This is a genomic window from Companilactobacillus paralimentarius DSM 13238 = JCM 10415 (genome assembly GCF_001434985.1).
Lineage (GTDB): Bacteria > Bacillota > Bacilli > Lactobacillales > Lactobacillaceae > Companilactobacillus > Companilactobacillus paralimentarius.
In genome coordinates, this window is the sequence record NZ_AZES01000102.1 from 1 (window position 1) to 15,918 (window position 15,918).

Consider the following 15,918-nt stretch of genomic DNA (forward strand, 5'->3'; position numbering starts at 1 on the left):
CATGAGGTTGTCTTCTATACAAAAACTATTCATCAATACGATTTGACAAAGAGCCGATAAAGATATGTTTCGTAAGATATTTCTCGTTTTATACATTTTGTATAACAAATTCGATTGAAATTTGACTTTATTTTTGCTTGATCTCTTGTTATACTAAGTATGCAAAATTATTACTCGAACCCATTCGATGGATTGGATGATCAACAATCGTTCGGGGCGAGAAACAAAAAGAAGTTGCCATTTACTTGGCAGCTTCTTTTTGTTTTTCTTGAGATTTTTTGCCTAATGTTGAATGTCTCATTCCATAGGCAAAGTAAATAACTAGACCGATGGCAAACCAACCGCCGGCATAGAGTTTTGCTTGAATATCTAGGCCCCAGAAAACAATCAGTGAACCCAGAAAGCCTAGAGCTGGCAAAATTGGATAAAGTGGCATTTTAAAATCTGGATCTTGAATATCTTTGCCCTCTCTTCTTCTCAATGGGTAGATTCCTAATGAAACGAACATGAAGGCTATCAAGGTACCTGCTGAAATTAATTGTGCCAAAAAGGCAAATGGACAGACAGCACCTAAAATAATAGCAACAATTGATAAAACCAATAATGCATTGTTAGGAAGTTTTTTCTGATTAAGTTTTCCTAACCACTTAGGCAACATTCCATCACGGCCAAAGGAATAAATTAAACGTGAACCTGCCAACATCATACCAATCAACGCTGTAAACATCCCGACAACTGCAATGGCTTGAATCACACTAGCCACCAATGGATGTCCAGCTTGACGTAAAGCCCAACCAACAGGTTCTGCATTATTAACGTATGAAGAGTATTTAAACATTCCCACTAAAACTAAGGCCACCGCGATAAACAAAGTCACGGCAATCAACAATGAACCTAAAATACCGCGTGGCATCGTCTTACCCGGATCTTTAGCTTCGGCTGAATTAGCCGCAATTGAATCAAAACCAATATAGGACAGGAAAATCATCGAAACACCGGCATAAATTCCCTGCCAACCACCAAAGGCGGTTCCATCGCTATTTAAATGGTACTTAGGAATAAATGGCACATAATTTTCAATATGAATCGCCGTTAATCCAACGACAATAAAAGCTAAAATTGCTAAAACTTTTAAAACTACTAAAATATTTTCAACTCGAGCAGCACCACTAACTCCATGAGAAAGTAACCATGCCACGGCCGCAATTACAATAACAGCGACTAAATCCAAAACGCCACCATTACTGCCAAGAGTATTGGCAATCGCATTGGGAAAATGTATTCCAATCGGTTCTAGTAACCCTCGAAAATTGGCTGACAGCCCTGAGCCAACGAATGCCAAAGCAATGAAATATTCTGCCAACAGAGCCCAGCCAGCAATCCAGCCAAAAAATTCTCCAAACATAACATTGATCCATGAATAAGCTGAACCTGCAAATGGCATTGCTGCCGCCATTTCCGCATAAGCAAAAGCTACTAACCCGGCTACAATGGCCGCAATAATAAAAGAAAAGACAACTGACGGACCCGTGTGTTGAGCCGCTACAACCCCTGGCAAAGTAAAGATAGAAGTTGAAACGATTGTCCCCACTCCCAAAGCCAAAAAGTCCTTAACAGTTAAAACTCTCACTAGATGTGAATCTTTATCTTCATAGATACTCGGATCTTCTTTTAGGGTTAAACGCCTAAAAAGGTTTCTCATATATAAACATCCCTTCTTACAAGAAATCTTGTATTAAATAATTCAAATTACTATTTTATATAATTCGTCTTATTTTAATGTTTTTTTAATTTACTTGCAAGATTTTTATAAAAGCTGAAAGCAGTATCAAAACTAGGAAGATTGAATTTTCAATATATAACCTAGCTATATATTTTTTCGATAAATTAGATCCATATTAATTCTGTATATACCATTGTGTATAAATGATTTATTTTTATCACAAATATAATTTTTTATTAATACTTTTAGTGACATTAAATATTTCATTTTTGTTAAGAATTATTTATCGTTTCTGAAAAATTATAAAAATAGCAGAGAACTATAATCAATACCGTGATATTTTATATTCTTTATAGAATAAAGGGGTAATAATTATGAGATTCCAACAATTAAAGCATGATCCAAATACTATCGAGAAAAAGCGCCTCGTTAAATCAAAGAAAAATTGGGTTGTCCTTAGTAGCCTTTCAATCGCAAGGGGATTGTTCCTACTAAGTGCACCAAGTGTTTTGGTTAAAGCTGATACAACTAATAACCAAGTACAAACAACTTTGACTGCTAAAGCCCCTTCGACGGAAACTCAATCAGCCACAGATAAACTTGCTGCAGTTGCCAGCACTACTACTGACAATACTGCCAAAGAAACAAGAGCAAATCAGATTACTGCTACACCTAAAGCAAATGCTACTCCAGTAAGTTCAACTACTGATACAAAATCATCAGGGACTGTTGAAACACAAACAGCTACTCCTGAAGCAGGTACGTCTTCAACTAATAGTACACAGGCAGATACTTCAAAAGCTGATACTACTGAAAATGTCAATTCTAAAACCACTTCTGACACAACTACAACTGAATCTAAAGACACTCCTGTAGCCGAAAAAACTTTAGCTACTAATTTAGCGATTTCAAAAACCAAATTGACCAATTTAGGTGTTAAGGCAGAACTTCTTTCAATTACACCAGAAGCTGCCACTTTACCTGATGGAAATATCGCTGAAAGTACCCAAGGAACTACCCCTTGGTATATTTCTGCTGATGGCGTTCTTCATCTTGGTACAGCATCATCCACAACTGCTTTAGCTGACAATACTGCAACTACAACTAACAAGACTAGTGAATCAACTGATAAAACATCTACCGGCAGTTCAACTACTGGTACTACAACTGAATCAACTACCCCAACTTCTCCGTGGGCAACTAATGCTGACAGTATCAACACCATTATTTTTGATGGTAAAGTTACAGCTGCTACTGATATGAACCACATGTTTGCTAACCTTACTAATTTAAAGAATATTGAAAATATCGATAATCTTGATACTTCTAATACAACCAACACTTCTGGTATGTTTGCTAATGATACTAATTTAGTGGATGCAACAAATGTGGGAGAAACGCATACTAGCGATAATCAAAAATTAGATCTTTCATCTCTTAATTTCTATGTTGTTCAAAACTCTAGCAAAATGTTTTTGAATGACAGCTCTGTCACTGAAATTGACTTACCTACTAAAACCGATACAGCCATGGCTAAATCTTCTGATGCTTCATTCATGTTCAAAAACGACATTAACCTCAAAACAATCAGTCTTAAATACTGGCAATTTTATAATCATAAAAACTTAACTGGTATGTTTCAAAATGATAAAAGTCTAGAAACATTAGATTTAAGTAGTTGGAGCATGAGTTTAAGTACTGTTGATAATGAAACTGGAGACTCTTCTAAAGGTGAAGGAATGTTCGATGGTACAAATTTAAAGAGTATTACTTTATCTCCATTTGATCGTTTTAAAAATTATACAGATCTTCCATCAATGAAATCAAATCACTGGTATGACAGTAAAGACAGCGTTATCTTTTCAACAATGACAGCAAACAATAATGGCAAAACACTTGGGACTCTATTCACAAAAGAGAATGTTCCACAAATTACCCCTAGTTTCACTTTAGAGCCCAAGTCAGGTGAAACTGTCAAAATGATTACCGCCACAATGTCAATTCCTTCTAACCTTGGTAATCAAAATCTTTCTGTTGAGGGAACTCTTAACAGTGCGGTTACTAATGTTGGCATTCCTCAAATCCCTGGATATACATCTGACATTTCTACAGTCAATGGAACAATCATTAACGACACCACTGCCACAACCAACTATTACATTACTTATACAGGCGATCCTGTTAATAAATGGACTGCTTCTGTAACATTACCAGACGGTTCCACAAAGGAAATCACCGGTATTAAAAATGATGCTGGTAAAGCTCCACGAGTCGGTGATAAAGTTACTTTTGATACTCCAACCGTTGCTGGATATGATGTCACTCCTAGTACTATAACCGGAACTATTAATTCCAAAGGTGATGTTGATTTTGACAATCCAACTTATTCACAAAAACAATACACTAATACTGTAACCATAAAGTCTAATTTACCTAACCGAACTGTCAGTGTCACTGGTCCTGTTGGGCCAGTTAAAATTGATGTTCCTAAGGTAGATGGTTACACAACAAGTCCCTCTCAAATTACTGGTACTATTAATTCTGATGGAACTATTACCTTAGATCCAAATCAGGACATTACTTATACAGGTAACCCAGTAACTAATGCTTCCGCAACAATCAAAGCAACTCAAAATGGCACTACGAAGCTACCAGATATTTCTGTTGACGGAATTTCTGGTAATGTCGGCGACACTGTTGATGTCAAAGTTCCAACTAAGGAAGGTTATACTAGCCCCGAATCTGTTAAAGGTGTTATCCAACCTGACGGTAAAACAGTTTTAGTTAAAGAACCAGTCAACTATGTTGGCGTTGCATATACAGACTCACCAGCTACAATTAAATCTAATCTCGGTGATCAGCACGTTGATCATCTTAGTGGTAAAGTTGGTGAAACTGTAACTGTCAATGTTCCTAACGTTGAGGGATATACAGCAGACAAATCTACAGTTACTGGACTTATGAACCCAGGTGGTTCCATCACTTCTACAGATGTCGTAACTTACACCCCTAAAAAGATAGATACCGGTACTGCTACCATCAATACACCTAAAGGTAGTAAAGTTATTTCTGGTTTAACTGGTACTGTTGATAAAAAAGGTGGAGTAACTATCACGGTCCCCGACGTTCAAGGCTATACTCCGGATAAATCTACTATCACTGGTACTATGAATTCTAACGGAACTGTTACTCCTAATGAAACTGTTAACTACACTCCTAACAATATTAAAGATGTCACAACTACCATCACTACATCCAAGGGTGATAAAACTGTTTCTGGCTTAACCGGTATCGTTGACAAAAAAGACGGAGTAACCATTAAAGTTCCTGATGTTCCAGGTTATACTCCTGATAAATCTACTATCACCGGTACTATGAACCCTGATGGAACCGTTACTCCTAATGAAACTGTTAACTACACTCCTAACAATATTAAAGACGCTTCAACTACTATCAGCACATCCAAGGGTAATAAAACTGTTTCTGGTTTAACCGGTACCGTTGACAAAAAAGACGGAGTAACTATTAAAGTTCCCGATATTCAAGGATATACTCCTGATAGATCTACTATCACTGGTACTATGAATCCTGACGGAACTGTTACTCCTAATGAAACTGTTAATTACATTCCTAATAACATTGAAGATGCCTCAACTACTATCAATACACCTAAAGGTAGTAAAACAATTTCAGATTTAAACGGTACTGTTGATAAAAAAGGTGGAGTAACTATTAAGGTACCTGACGTTCAAGACTACACTCCGGATAAATCTACTATCACTGGTACTATGAATCCTAATGGAACCGTTACTCCTAACGAAACCGTTAACTACACACCAAACAATATTAAAGATGCCTCAACTACTATTAGTACATCTAAAGGTGATAAAACTGTTTCTGGTTTAACTGGTATTGTCGATGATAAAAATGGAGTAACCATTAAAGTTCCTGACGTTCAAGGTTATACTCCTGACAAATCTACTATCACTGGTACTATGAACTCCGATGGAACTGTTACACCAAGTGAAACTGTCAATTACACTCCTAATGCTGTTAACAATGGTAGAATCACTATCAGCACACCCGATGGTGATAAGACTATTACTGATTTAACCGGTACAGTCGACAACAAAAACGGTGTAACTATCAAGGTTCCCGATGTTCAAGGATATACTCCGGATAAATCTACTATCACCGGTACTATGAACCCTGATGGAACCGTCACACCTGATGAAAAAGTTACATACACCGGTAACCCAATTAACAATCAATCCTTAAATATCCCTGCAACTAAAGATTCTAAAGATACCACTCAAACAGTTACTGGCTTAAGTGGCAAAGTCGGAGATACCTTAGAAGTTGCTGTACCAACAATTGATGGTTACAATTCAAACGTCAAAACAGTTAAGGCCGTTATTAATCCTGATGGCAGCATTAGTACTGCTGATAAGGTCATTTACACAAAGATTCCTTCAAACAACAATAATTCAAACGTTACTGGCAACGAAGCTACTCTTGAAATGAAAAATCAGACAATTACTACTTATGCTGACAAACCTGATGTTCAAGTTTATGGTCTCGATTCTAACAATACAATGGCAGCAATCAAGAATCGCATTCTTCCTCACCACACTAATTGGAAGAGCGATGCCGTTATTACAATTGGTGGAACAACTTATTACCGTGTCGCTACTAATGAATTCGTCAAAACTATTCAAGCTTACCCATATGAAGCTTTGAATTTGTACATCAGAACTTACAATGACTCTGCTAAACCACTTTACAGAGCCGAAGAAGATTTGATTGCTAATAAGACATTAGCTCCAAGTTCAAGCTGGGTCACCGATCGAAAGACTTACTTCATTAAAGGTGAAAAGTATTATCGTGTCGCTACTAACGAATTTGTTAAGGCCACTGATGTTTATGTATATTCACCAGTTAAGATGACCGTGGCAGCTCATTCTGATTCAAGTAAAAAAGTTTATGATGCTAAAGGTCAATTAGTCGAAAACTACGACCTCAATGCCAACTCTAATTGGAAAGCTGACAGTATTGCTTATATCAATGGTGATAAATATTACCGTGTTGCTACTAACAAGTTTGTTAAAGCCGATGATGTTTATGTTTACACACCAGCCAAGTTGGTTGTTACAACTCATGCTGATTCAGCTAAAAACATTTACAACGACAAGGGTCAACTAGTTAAGGAACGCACTCTTGGTGCTAGTTCTAATTGGTTAGCCGACGCTACTACTTACATTAATGGTGTAAAGTACTATCGTGTCGCTACTGATGAATTTGTTAAAGCTGATGATGTTGATATCAGACGTTAATAACTAGACACACAAAAACCCGCGAATCTAAAAAGATTTGCGGGTTTTTGCATCTCGATTTTATAAGAATGAACGTAAAATTTCTTTCATTGGTGGTAATTCTGGCAAGCTCTTCTTATCAACAACGTGACCAAAACCAAATTTAGCATAGCCTTGGGCCTCATCCATCATAATTTTACCAGGAAGTGGAGCCTCATCATTAACTGCTACATCCAAAAGAACTGGTTTTTCAGGGTTACGATACTTGGCAATTGCTTCAGAGAACTGTTCATCAGTTGTGATTCTCTCACCGATACCGCCACAGGCTTCAGCAAACTTGGCAAAATCAATATTTGGTAAACTAATACCGTAATTTTGTTGTCCAGCTGATTGTTGCTCATATTCGATAAAGGCTAGGAGTTTGTTATTCAAAACTACAAATAGCATTGGCAAGTTATATCTCACCGCCGTTGCAAAGTCCTGCATTACCATTGAAAAAGCACCATCACCAGCAATCGCATAAACTGGTCGATCAGGCATATCCATCTTGGCCGCAATTGCGCCTGGCAAAGCACATCCCATAGTTCCTAACCAAGCTGAAATGGTATACATCTGACTAGATTTAGCAGTTAAGAATCTAGCGCCAAAAGCAGTTGAAGTACCGACATCAATTGACCAAACAGTGTCTCGAGGTGCACTCTTACTAAGATTGTGGAACATCAATGATGGCAAAACACCATCATGCTTCTTAGAATATACGTCATGCATCCAACTGTGCCACTGACCAATCTTTGATACAGCCAAGTCTAGGAAGTGACGTTCTTTGACTGGTTCACCTAATTCATTCCAACGACTCAAAACTTCTTTAGTATCACCTTGAATAGCCAAGTTGACGTGACGACGTTTTCCTAGACGATCAGCATTGATATCGACTTGAATGGCATCGACTTTCTTATTCAAATATGGTGCGTAAGGATAATCAGTTCCTAACATAATTACCAAATCAGCTTTTTGCATCATTTCAAAGGCTGGTTTAGTTCCCAATTTACCTAATTGGCCTAGGTTATATGGATGATCGTCATCCACCATCCCTTTGGCAGGCATCGTCAAAATGATTGGCAATTTATATTTTTCAATAAACTCTTTTGTTTCAGCCTTTGCATCTTTAATACCAACACCAGCTAGTACGATCGGATTAGAATGAATCTTCATCATTTCTACAGCTTCTTTGATCTGATCATCATTAACTTTATAATCGTCTAACTTGAAGTTATCAACATTGGGAGTGAAGTTGTCCTTAATCATATGAGCTGGAATATCATCTGGAATTGTTAAAACAGCGACACCTTTTTTAGCAATGGCTGTTCTAATCGCTTCATCCATGATTCTTGGTAACGATTGTGGATCCATGATAATTTTGTTGTAGACGGCAACGTCTTCAAACAAAACGTGCGTATCAACTTCTTGGAAAAAATCAGTATTCAATAACTTTGATTGAACCTGTCCTAAAATTGCTAGAACAGGTGCATGATCCATTTTAGCGTCATACAGACCATTTAGTAGATGAATTGCCCCTGGTCCACCGATCGACAAACAGACGCCTAAATTGCCTGTTAATTTAGCATGTGCGGCAGCTGACAATGCAGCCACTTCTTCATGCAAAACATGTGTAAATTTAATTTTATCTTGTGAACGATACAAAGCATCAATTGTTGTATCAACGGAATCACCCGGTATTCCGTAAATGTTATCGACACCCCATTTTTCTAAAACTTCAACCATTTTATCAGATGCACGAACACTCATAATTGTCCCTCCTAGTATCAGTTACCTATACCGTACCATAACATTTTCACAATAAAAGCAATATGCTCACGTCCCGACATATCAATTTACTTATATTTTGATAACTCAGTTTGTGAATATTATTCTTATCAGTAATTCTTTTTTTTCAATTTTCTGTTATCATATATTTAGACATTTTTAGGGGGATCACAATATGGTTAAGCAGTTCCAACTTTATCGTTGGTTGCGATTTGTTTTTTTATTGGTGGCAGGTGTCTTAATTGTCATTGCACCGATAAAAAGTTTCGACATCATCATCTATATCGTTTCCACTTACATTGCTATCTATGGCGTACTATCAATTATCGATGGTTTAAGCATTCGTAAGAGTACAGGGGAAAACAATATCGCTATCGGATTAGGAGTTGGCGCTTTATTTTTGGCTCTAGGGGTTTTGCTATTTGCACGTTTCTTTGTTAATCTAGTGCCACCAGTTTTAGGTATCATCTTATTAGTCAATGGCATCAACCAATTTCGGGATTCTCATGAGATGACAAAAAGAGTTCAGATAACACCCTACTTGGACTATTTTTACTCAGCCCTTCTAATGCTTGCAGGTATTGTGTTTATTCTGAACCCTTCTAAAACAATTATTTTTATTTATCAATTATTCGGATTAAGTCTAGTTGTACTAGCCTTTTTCGAAATTATAAACTCCAGAATCTATCGTCATTAAGTTAGATCTGGATTTTTTTTAAGGTAATAGTACTTAAACTGTTGGTAATAGCACTATCCTCATAATGAATCGTAGCTTGCCATGTTTGAATATTACTACCATTTCTGATTGAGATTGCTTCTACTTGAATCTTACCGATTTTCAATGAATTGAGGTTATGGAGCGACACACTCAAAATGGCAGCTGTATCATTGTTTTCCATATTCAAATTAGCCCCAATACTAGCGGCCGTTTCCGACAGCATGGCATTGATGCTACCAGCTTTTTTTTCTTCCATTTGTAGATGTTCGTCATTGATATCCATCTGCAAAACTACTTTATGTTTTCCTTCTTCAACTACTTCAATTCCTAAATCATTTAGCAAACTCATTTTTTACCTCAATTTTTTTCATAATTAGTTAAAATTTTATTCTTCAAATGTTTTACAATCAAGTTATAGCAATTTTAATAATATCAAATTACTAAAGGAAAAGAGGTCACATTTTGGAAAACTGGCTAGTCAAACGTGCAAAATTAGACCCAAATAAGGTGGCTTTAATCCTAGAACATGCAGATTTCACCTTTGAAGAACTAAATGTGTGTGTCCAGCTATTTGCTAGCAAATTATTCACTAGCGGAATTCGTAAAAATGATCCTGTAGCATTATTTTCCGATAATTGTTTCAACGGTTACGTTGCCATTCTAGCACTTCAACAATTAGGTGCACGGACAATCATGCTTGACACTGAGCTTTCCTTTGATTCATTGAACTATCAAATCCACGATTGTAAGCCTAAAACTATCTTGATCAGCGATTCTGCTCCAACAGAAGCAGTTACTAAAATTAACTGGTCACAGACTTTAATGTCCGATATTTTAAGTCTTAACAAAAGTTCTGATTACGTGCCAGTTTCTGAATTCGACAATAATCAGGTTGCAGCTATTCTCTACACCCCTAATGATAACAATGATATCGGTGTTATGCTGACTTATGGCAATTTTTTCTTCTCTGCTATGGGAACTTCTTTGAGTTTAGGCATTAGTAAACAAGATATTTGGGTTTTAACGCTACCAATTTTCAATGCTCCTGGTTTCTCTGTCATTATGCGCTCACTAATTTATGGTATTGGTGTTTACTTAATTGACGGCTTTGATATTAATCAGATAAACAAGGTTCTTATCAACGAACGGGCCACCATAATTTCGTTAACATCACCAATGTTGCGGGATTTATTAAATACTTTGCCTAAAGGAAAAAACTACAATTCTAAATTTCGTTGTGTTTTCTTAGGATACGGTTTAGTCGATAATTGGACTATCTTGCGTTGCAACATGCTTAACATCCCTGTTTTGCAATCATACGGAATGACTGATACAACTTCCAATATTGCTGCTTTAAGTTTTAATGATGCTGAAGCAAAGACTGGATCCTGCGGACAACCTTTTTTTACAGAACAAATAAGAATTACCAACATCAATCAAGATAATATTGGTTGTATTGAAGTTAAATCGCCTACCATCGCCATCGGTTATCTCAATAAACGTCAATTGTATCAATCACGCTTTACTAAAGATGGCTTCTTTAAAACTGATGACATGGGTTATTTAGATGAAGATAATTTTCTTTACGTCAAAGGACGCAAGTCTGAATTGATTTATCGAGGCAATAAAATTATTTATCCACGTGAAATCGAAAATATTTACCGTAGTATCAACGGCATTGTCGATATTTGTATTGTTGGAATTGATAATAATTTAGAAAAACAAGTTCCAGTGGCTTACATTGAATTAAAACCGAATGCTTATCTTAGTGGCGCTACTCTAGAGGAATTTGGTCGACACAATTTAATAGATTATCAGGTTCCTACTGAATTTCGTTTAGTTGATAAAATTCCTAAAACTACTAGTGGCAAAGTTTTACATACTAAATTATTTGAAATGAGATACAAAATTTTATAGACATTAAGAATCTTGTAAGGCTAGTTACATATAAGCCTCACAGGATTTTTTTAATTATGATTAGTATAGAATTTAATCTCTATTGAATAGAATATATTTTATATTGCATTCAAAAAAATAGGAGAGTAAGATAGATAATCGTTAGACATCTAACGATTATTTTGAAGAGGTTTCTTATGACATCAAAAAACACCAATACCTTACTAAAGATTGCATCCACTCAACTAACTCGTCGCTTTGATGCCTTTGCTAAAAAGTACGACACCACTTGGGTTCAGATGTCGATTATTGACTTTCTAAGTCACCATAAAGATCAAGAATTATTCCAACGTGATATTGAACAGGAATTCTACATTCAGCGTTCAACCGCTACTATCACTCTCCAACGAATGGAAAAAAAGGGTCTAATTCTTCGTGTACCGTCAACATTAGATGCTCGTCAAAAATCAGTTTACTTAACTGACAAAGCGCATGCACTTGAAGAAAAAATCAGTACATATATGCTACATCAGCAACAAGCAATAGAAGCAAACTTCACCACTGAAGAATTAACTACTGTTGAAAAATTTCTCAAATTTCAAGCCTTTCAGGAGGAAAAATAATGGAAAAACAAGAAAAAATACCGTTAAAAGTTCTACTAGCAGTTATTGCAGCAGGACTAATGTCATTTTGTGGGGTCATTGTTGAAACTTCAATGAACATTGCCTTTCCCACCTTGATGAAGGAATTCAACATCACTACTTCAACGGTTCAATGGATGACTACAATCTATCTATTAGCCGTTGCCATTATTGTTCCTTTATCATCATTTTTTAAACGTAATTTTAGAACTAAAACTTTATTTATTTACGCAAATCTCTTCTTCATTCTTGGAGTTCTAATTGATTCCGTAGCTCCTATTTTTCCTGCACTTCTTTTAGGACGTGTTATTCAAGGACTAGGAACTGGAATTGCTCTACCCTTGATGTTCAATATTATTTTAGAGAACGTTCCTGAAAGCAAAATCGGTTTGATGATGGGACTAGGAGCCTTGATCACAGCCGTGGCCCCTGCAATTGGACCTACTCTTGGTGGTTTAGTTGTCAGTTCCCTTGGTTGGCGTTATATTTTCATTATTTTACTACCTATCTTGATTATTTCCTTCTTCTTAGGAATTAAGAACATCAATCAAAAAATTCCCTTGCAAAAGTCCAAATTTGATTTGCCAAGTTTAATTGCTTTGATTCTAACTTTTACTGGTCTTATCTTTGGTTTCAGTAACATGAGTCAAATGAGCTTAATCGTTATCTTAGCTTTTGTAATTGGAATTATTGGTTTAGTCTGGTTCATTCTCCGCTCCAACAGTCTGGCTGAGCCATTATTAAATTTAGGTGTCCTCAAGAATCACATTTTCAGTGGTCACCTATTCAGTTTCTTCTTATTTCAAATCCTATCTTTGGGCTTTGCTTTTATTTTGCCTAACTATATTCAATTAGTTAATGGAAATAATGCCACGATTGCTGGTTTAGCAGTGCTTCCCGCTGGTGTCGTTGGTGCTATTCTAGCTCCTTTAGGTGGAAAGATTCTGGATGAAGTCGGTGCCAGAATTCCCATTCTATCCGGTGTAACCTTAGCTAACATTTCTCTGATTATCTTCACGATCTTCAGTCTGAAATTAAATAACACGATGATTATTTGGTTCTACATTATCTATATGTTAGGCATGGGCATGTCCTTTGGTAATATTATGACGGATGGTCTCAAATACCTTTCAAATAACGACCAAGCCGACGGTAATGCTCTATTCAATACCCTTCAACAGTTTGCTGGAGCCACTGGTACTTCAATCGTATCCGCAATTATTGCTCAAAGCCAAAATAATTCTCATTTGAGTACTGCTGCATCAACTGCCATCGGTACTCAACATGCTTTCATCGTTTTAGTAATCTTAGGATTGATCAATCTTTGTATCTTATTTATCTTTGTACCCAAAACAAATCATTCCAAATAATACTCAAAGAAGTTAGCAATCTTATCCATTAATCTCGGTTCCACCAAATGCCCCGCTCTGTAACCAGTAATAAAAGCTACTTGTTCGCCATAAGTTTTCCCCTGTAAATTATCGAAGAAATCTTTTGACATGCGATAAGGAATTCGTGGATCCTTAGTTCCATGCCAAAATAAAACCGGACGACGATTAATCTTTTCAGGTTGACTGTTGAGATCATAATTATCGATCCAAGCTATTAATTTATCAAAATCAACTGGCATGTATAAATTACGTTTTTTCGCATCATCAATAATCAATTGAGCATACCCTTTTAAGTTAGGTGTACCCATGATTACTGTTGCAGCGGTAATCTCTGGATGTTGTGTCAATAAAGCAGCCGTAGTGATGCCACCCATTGAGTAACCACCAACACCGATTTTTTGATCTTTGATTAAATTATTTTTTTGATAATACTGACAAATAAGAGAGAATTCGCTGAGATTGCCTTGAATACTGTTCCAGAAAGTCACTGAAGGCACTGAAGAAACATCCGCATGACGTTCCCCATGATTAGGTGCATCAGGTAAAACGACCCGAATATTCTTCTGTGCTAACTTTCTAGCCTGTGTTAAAACTTGTTCTTTAGCCGATCGCCAACCATGATAGAAAATCACTAATGGTAAAGGTTCATTAATTAGTTCTTCTTGTATAACTTCTAATGTTGGCACATCTTGGATAGATCTAGGAATTATTTTTAACATTTTGCACCTCATGATCATAATATATCTCATCAGACACAAAAAAAGTAGGAATATAAAATATTCCTACAGTATGTTATATATATGGCAAATTACGATTTTTAATTTTAAACAATAATTCTTCTACATCACGATTGTGACGATGACCCGTGTTGAGATCATATTCAATCAAATCATGTCGGAAGTTATTCAACTCGTCTTCCAAACTGTCATTATACTCTAGTAACTCCAAGTGCTTGAATACTAGATTTATTAATGATCCTTCACAACCCAAGTTAAAAGATCCAACAGATTCCTCTACTGATCGAATAAAGTTATCACGTTCAACACTAGAAATGCGTACTTCTTTCAAAGTCATACCACCCTTCTCTATAAAATATCCTCAATATGCAATAATCTCTCTTTATCAATGTCCATTATGTATCAAAATGTCATTAATATGCTTCCAATTTTATATAAAATACTTATACTTTTCTGAACAACTTATATAATATCAGTATTCTACATGTACTTAGATTATGACATTCAATGTATCCCCTGTCATTGACGTCATCAAATACAGCAAAATAGTGTATTTAATTTATGATTCTTTTTAAAATCTTATTTTTTTGCTCAAATTATTTTCCTGAATTGTAGAAATAAATTTATATCAGACTTATAATTAATTTGGTTATATAGGCGAGATGTATTAACCTAACAATGTTTCATTGTTATCCTTTTAGAGTAGTACTCCTTCTCAACTGCTTAGGAATCAGAGTTAGTGGTAGGCTCTGGTTTAAATTTCTCGCAAAATAAAGGCTAGTGGTAGGCCTTTATTTTTTTGCTCTAAAACGCATAAACATTGGATAAGACCAATTCCCGAAAATAAAGTTTACAAATATAGACTTACTATTTTATATTTAAAACTAAAGTAGCAGAATTACAAGCCTACATTTGTAAATTACGTTTTTTTATTAATTTTAGAATTAATATTCCGTCCTCCGCAACAAATCCAATTGGTCTGGAACGCTGTGGACACAGATTTGAGCTAATTGAAGTTCACAATTATCTCAAATACTGGTCTTGTCCTAAGTGGGAAATCCACTAAGGACAATTTCACGGCTGAGACCAATTGGATTTGCTACTTCGAACTAGTAAACACATTCTATGTATTGTCTCTTTTCCAAATTTCTAAAAAAATGGATGCTGCTTTTAATTTAACTAACAGATAGCTATCTATTAATTACCTCAATATAAATAATAGAAACAGAATTCAGTCCGGAACAAAAATCGGGAATGTACTCAACTATGAAGTTTAAACAATAAAAAATAAGAACAACTTCCATCAAGAAACATTCAAATATATAACGTCTTGAATACTTAATAGAAGCTGTTCTTTTGATTTGGAATCTCAAAATACTATTTATTTTTTATTATATTCAGGATCATCTAAATCCCGTTCAATATCTACACCATATAACTTGTTAACAGCTGAATCTTTAGGGGCTGGATGAACAACTACTATTGCAATAGCTCCTTTACTACTTACATAACCGACAAAAGTGGTTACTTCCTCTACATAATAAGCTAAACCATCCGTATGAATAATGTATTGTCCAGCCACGGGCATACTTTCAATGTAAACTTTATTCATTCTGATATAGTCGTCGCCTTCGTGAAGTACGATTAATACTTTATACAATTTAAATACACCCTTT

11 protein-coding genes are annotated in these 15,918 nt (G+C 35.8%); 5 read left to right on the forward strand and 6 right to left on the reverse strand.

The window, feature by feature from the left end:
• Positions 1-241: 241 nt before the first annotated feature.
• Positions 242-1,702: an APC family permease gene (locus FD33_RS08560; protein WP_056955908.1), complete on the reverse strand. Its 1,461-nt coding sequence runs from the start codon at positions 1,700-1,702 to the stop codon at positions 242-244.
• Between the two features lie 395 nt (positions 1,703-2,097).
• On the opposite strand from FD33_RS08560, the gene FD33_RS08565 reads away from it, so the two are divergent.
• Positions 2,098-7,056, forward strand: coding sequence for a beta strand repeat-containing protein (locus FD33_RS08565; RefSeq protein ID WP_056955909.1), 4,959 nt, complete (start codon positions 2,098-2,100; stop codon positions 7,054-7,056).
• Between the two features lie 60 nt (positions 7,057-7,116).
• Here the strand turns inward: FD33_RS08565 and FD33_RS08570 are convergent, their stop codons facing one another.
• Positions 7,117-8,841, reverse strand: a complete 1,725-nt coding sequence (locus tag FD33_RS08570; RefSeq protein WP_056955910.1) for a pyruvate oxidase — start codon at positions 8,839-8,841, stop codon at positions 7,117-7,119.
• A gap of 193 nt (positions 8,842-9,034) precedes the next feature.
• Here FD33_RS08570 and FD33_RS08575 point away from each other — a divergent pair, with 193 nt between their 5' ends.
• Complete coding sequence (locus tag FD33_RS08575) at positions 9,035-9,556, forward strand: DUF308 domain-containing protein (RefSeq protein ID WP_025084781.1); 522 nt, start codon at positions 9,035-9,037, stop codon at positions 9,554-9,556.
• Between the two features lies 1 nt (position 9,557).
• Here FD33_RS08575 and FD33_RS08580 read toward each other — a convergent pair whose 3' ends face one another.
• Positions 9,558-9,926, reverse strand: a complete 369-nt coding sequence (locus tag FD33_RS08580) for a PaaI family thioesterase (protein WP_025084780.1) — start codon at positions 9,924-9,926, stop codon at positions 9,558-9,560.
• A gap of 113 nt (positions 9,927-10,039) precedes the next feature.
• Between FD33_RS08580 and FD33_RS08585 the strand changes: the two genes are divergently transcribed.
• From FD33_RS08585 to FD33_RS08595, 3 genes are all read left to right on the forward strand, one after another.
• Positions 10,040-11,494, forward strand: a complete 1,455-nt coding sequence (locus FD33_RS08585; RefSeq protein ID WP_025084779.1) for an AMP-binding protein — start codon at positions 10,040-10,042, stop codon at positions 11,492-11,494.
• Positions 11,495-11,670: 176 nt separating this feature from the next.
• Positions 11,671-12,096: a MarR family winged helix-turn-helix transcriptional regulator gene (locus FD33_RS08590; RefSeq protein ID WP_025084778.1), complete on the forward strand. Its 426-nt coding sequence runs from the start codon at positions 11,671-11,673 to the stop codon at positions 12,094-12,096.
• Positions 12,096-13,484, forward strand: a complete 1,389-nt coding sequence (locus tag FD33_RS08595) for a DHA2 family efflux MFS transporter permease subunit (protein ID WP_034543904.1) — start codon at positions 12,096-12,098, stop codon at positions 13,482-13,484. The genes FD33_RS08590 and FD33_RS08595 overlap by 1 nt, the downstream gene beginning before the upstream one ends.
• Here the strand turns inward: FD33_RS08595 and FD33_RS08600 are convergent.
• From FD33_RS08600 to FD33_RS08610, 3 genes are all read right to left on the reverse strand, one after another.
• A complete protein-coding gene (locus FD33_RS08600) occupies positions 13,472-14,224 on the reverse strand; it encodes an alpha/beta fold hydrolase (protein ID WP_025084776.1) in 753 nt (250 codons plus the stop codon). The two genes, FD33_RS08595 and FD33_RS08600, sit on opposite strands and share 13 nt — an antisense overlap.
• 73 nt (positions 14,225-14,297) lie before the next feature.
• The gene (locus FD33_RS08605; RefSeq protein ID WP_148299151.1) at positions 14,298-14,573 is read right to left on the reverse strand and encodes a hypothetical protein; all 276 of its coding nucleotides are present in this window, start codon (positions 14,571-14,573) and stop codon (positions 14,298-14,300) included.
• Between the two features lie 1,050 nt (positions 14,574-15,623).
• Complete coding sequence (locus tag FD33_RS08610) at positions 15,624-15,902, reverse strand: hypothetical protein (protein ID WP_025084774.1); 279 nt, start codon at positions 15,900-15,902, stop codon at positions 15,624-15,626.
• Between the last annotated feature and the right edge of the window lie 16 nt (positions 15,903-15,918).

What these genes read in the sequence shown, in the direction of transcription:
- FD33_RS08600 (WP_025084776.1), bottom strand. Translation starts at nt 14,224, where the DNA reads ATGTTAAAAATAATTCCTAGATCTATCCAAGATGTGCCAACATTAGAA.
- FD33_RS08575 (WP_025084781.1), top strand. Translation starts at nt 9,035, where the DNA reads ATGGTTAAGCAGTTCCAACTTTATCGTTGGTTGCGATTTGTTTTTTTA.
- FD33_RS08565 (WP_056955909.1), top strand. Translation starts at nt 2,098, where the DNA reads ATGAGATTCCAACAATTAAAGCATGATCCAAATACTATCGAGAAAAAG.
- FD33_RS08580 (WP_025084780.1), bottom strand. Translation starts at nt 9,926, where the DNA reads ATGAGTTTGCTAAATGATTTAGGAATTGAAGTAGTTGAAGAAGGAAAA.
- FD33_RS08570 (WP_056955910.1), bottom strand. Translation starts at nt 8,841, where the DNA reads ATGAGTGTTCGTGCATCTGATAAAATGGTTGAAGTTTTAGAAAAATGG.
- FD33_RS08590 (WP_025084778.1), top strand. Translation starts at nt 11,671, where the DNA reads ATGACATCAAAAAACACCAATACCTTACTAAAGATTGCATCCACTCAA.
- FD33_RS08560 (WP_056955908.1), bottom strand. Translation starts at nt 1,702, where the DNA reads ATGAGAAACCTTTTTAGGCGTTTAACCCTAAAAGAAGATCCGAGTATC.
- FD33_RS08595 (WP_034543904.1), top strand. Translation starts at nt 12,096, where the DNA reads ATGGAAAAACAAGAAAAAATACCGTTAAAAGTTCTACTAGCAGTTATT.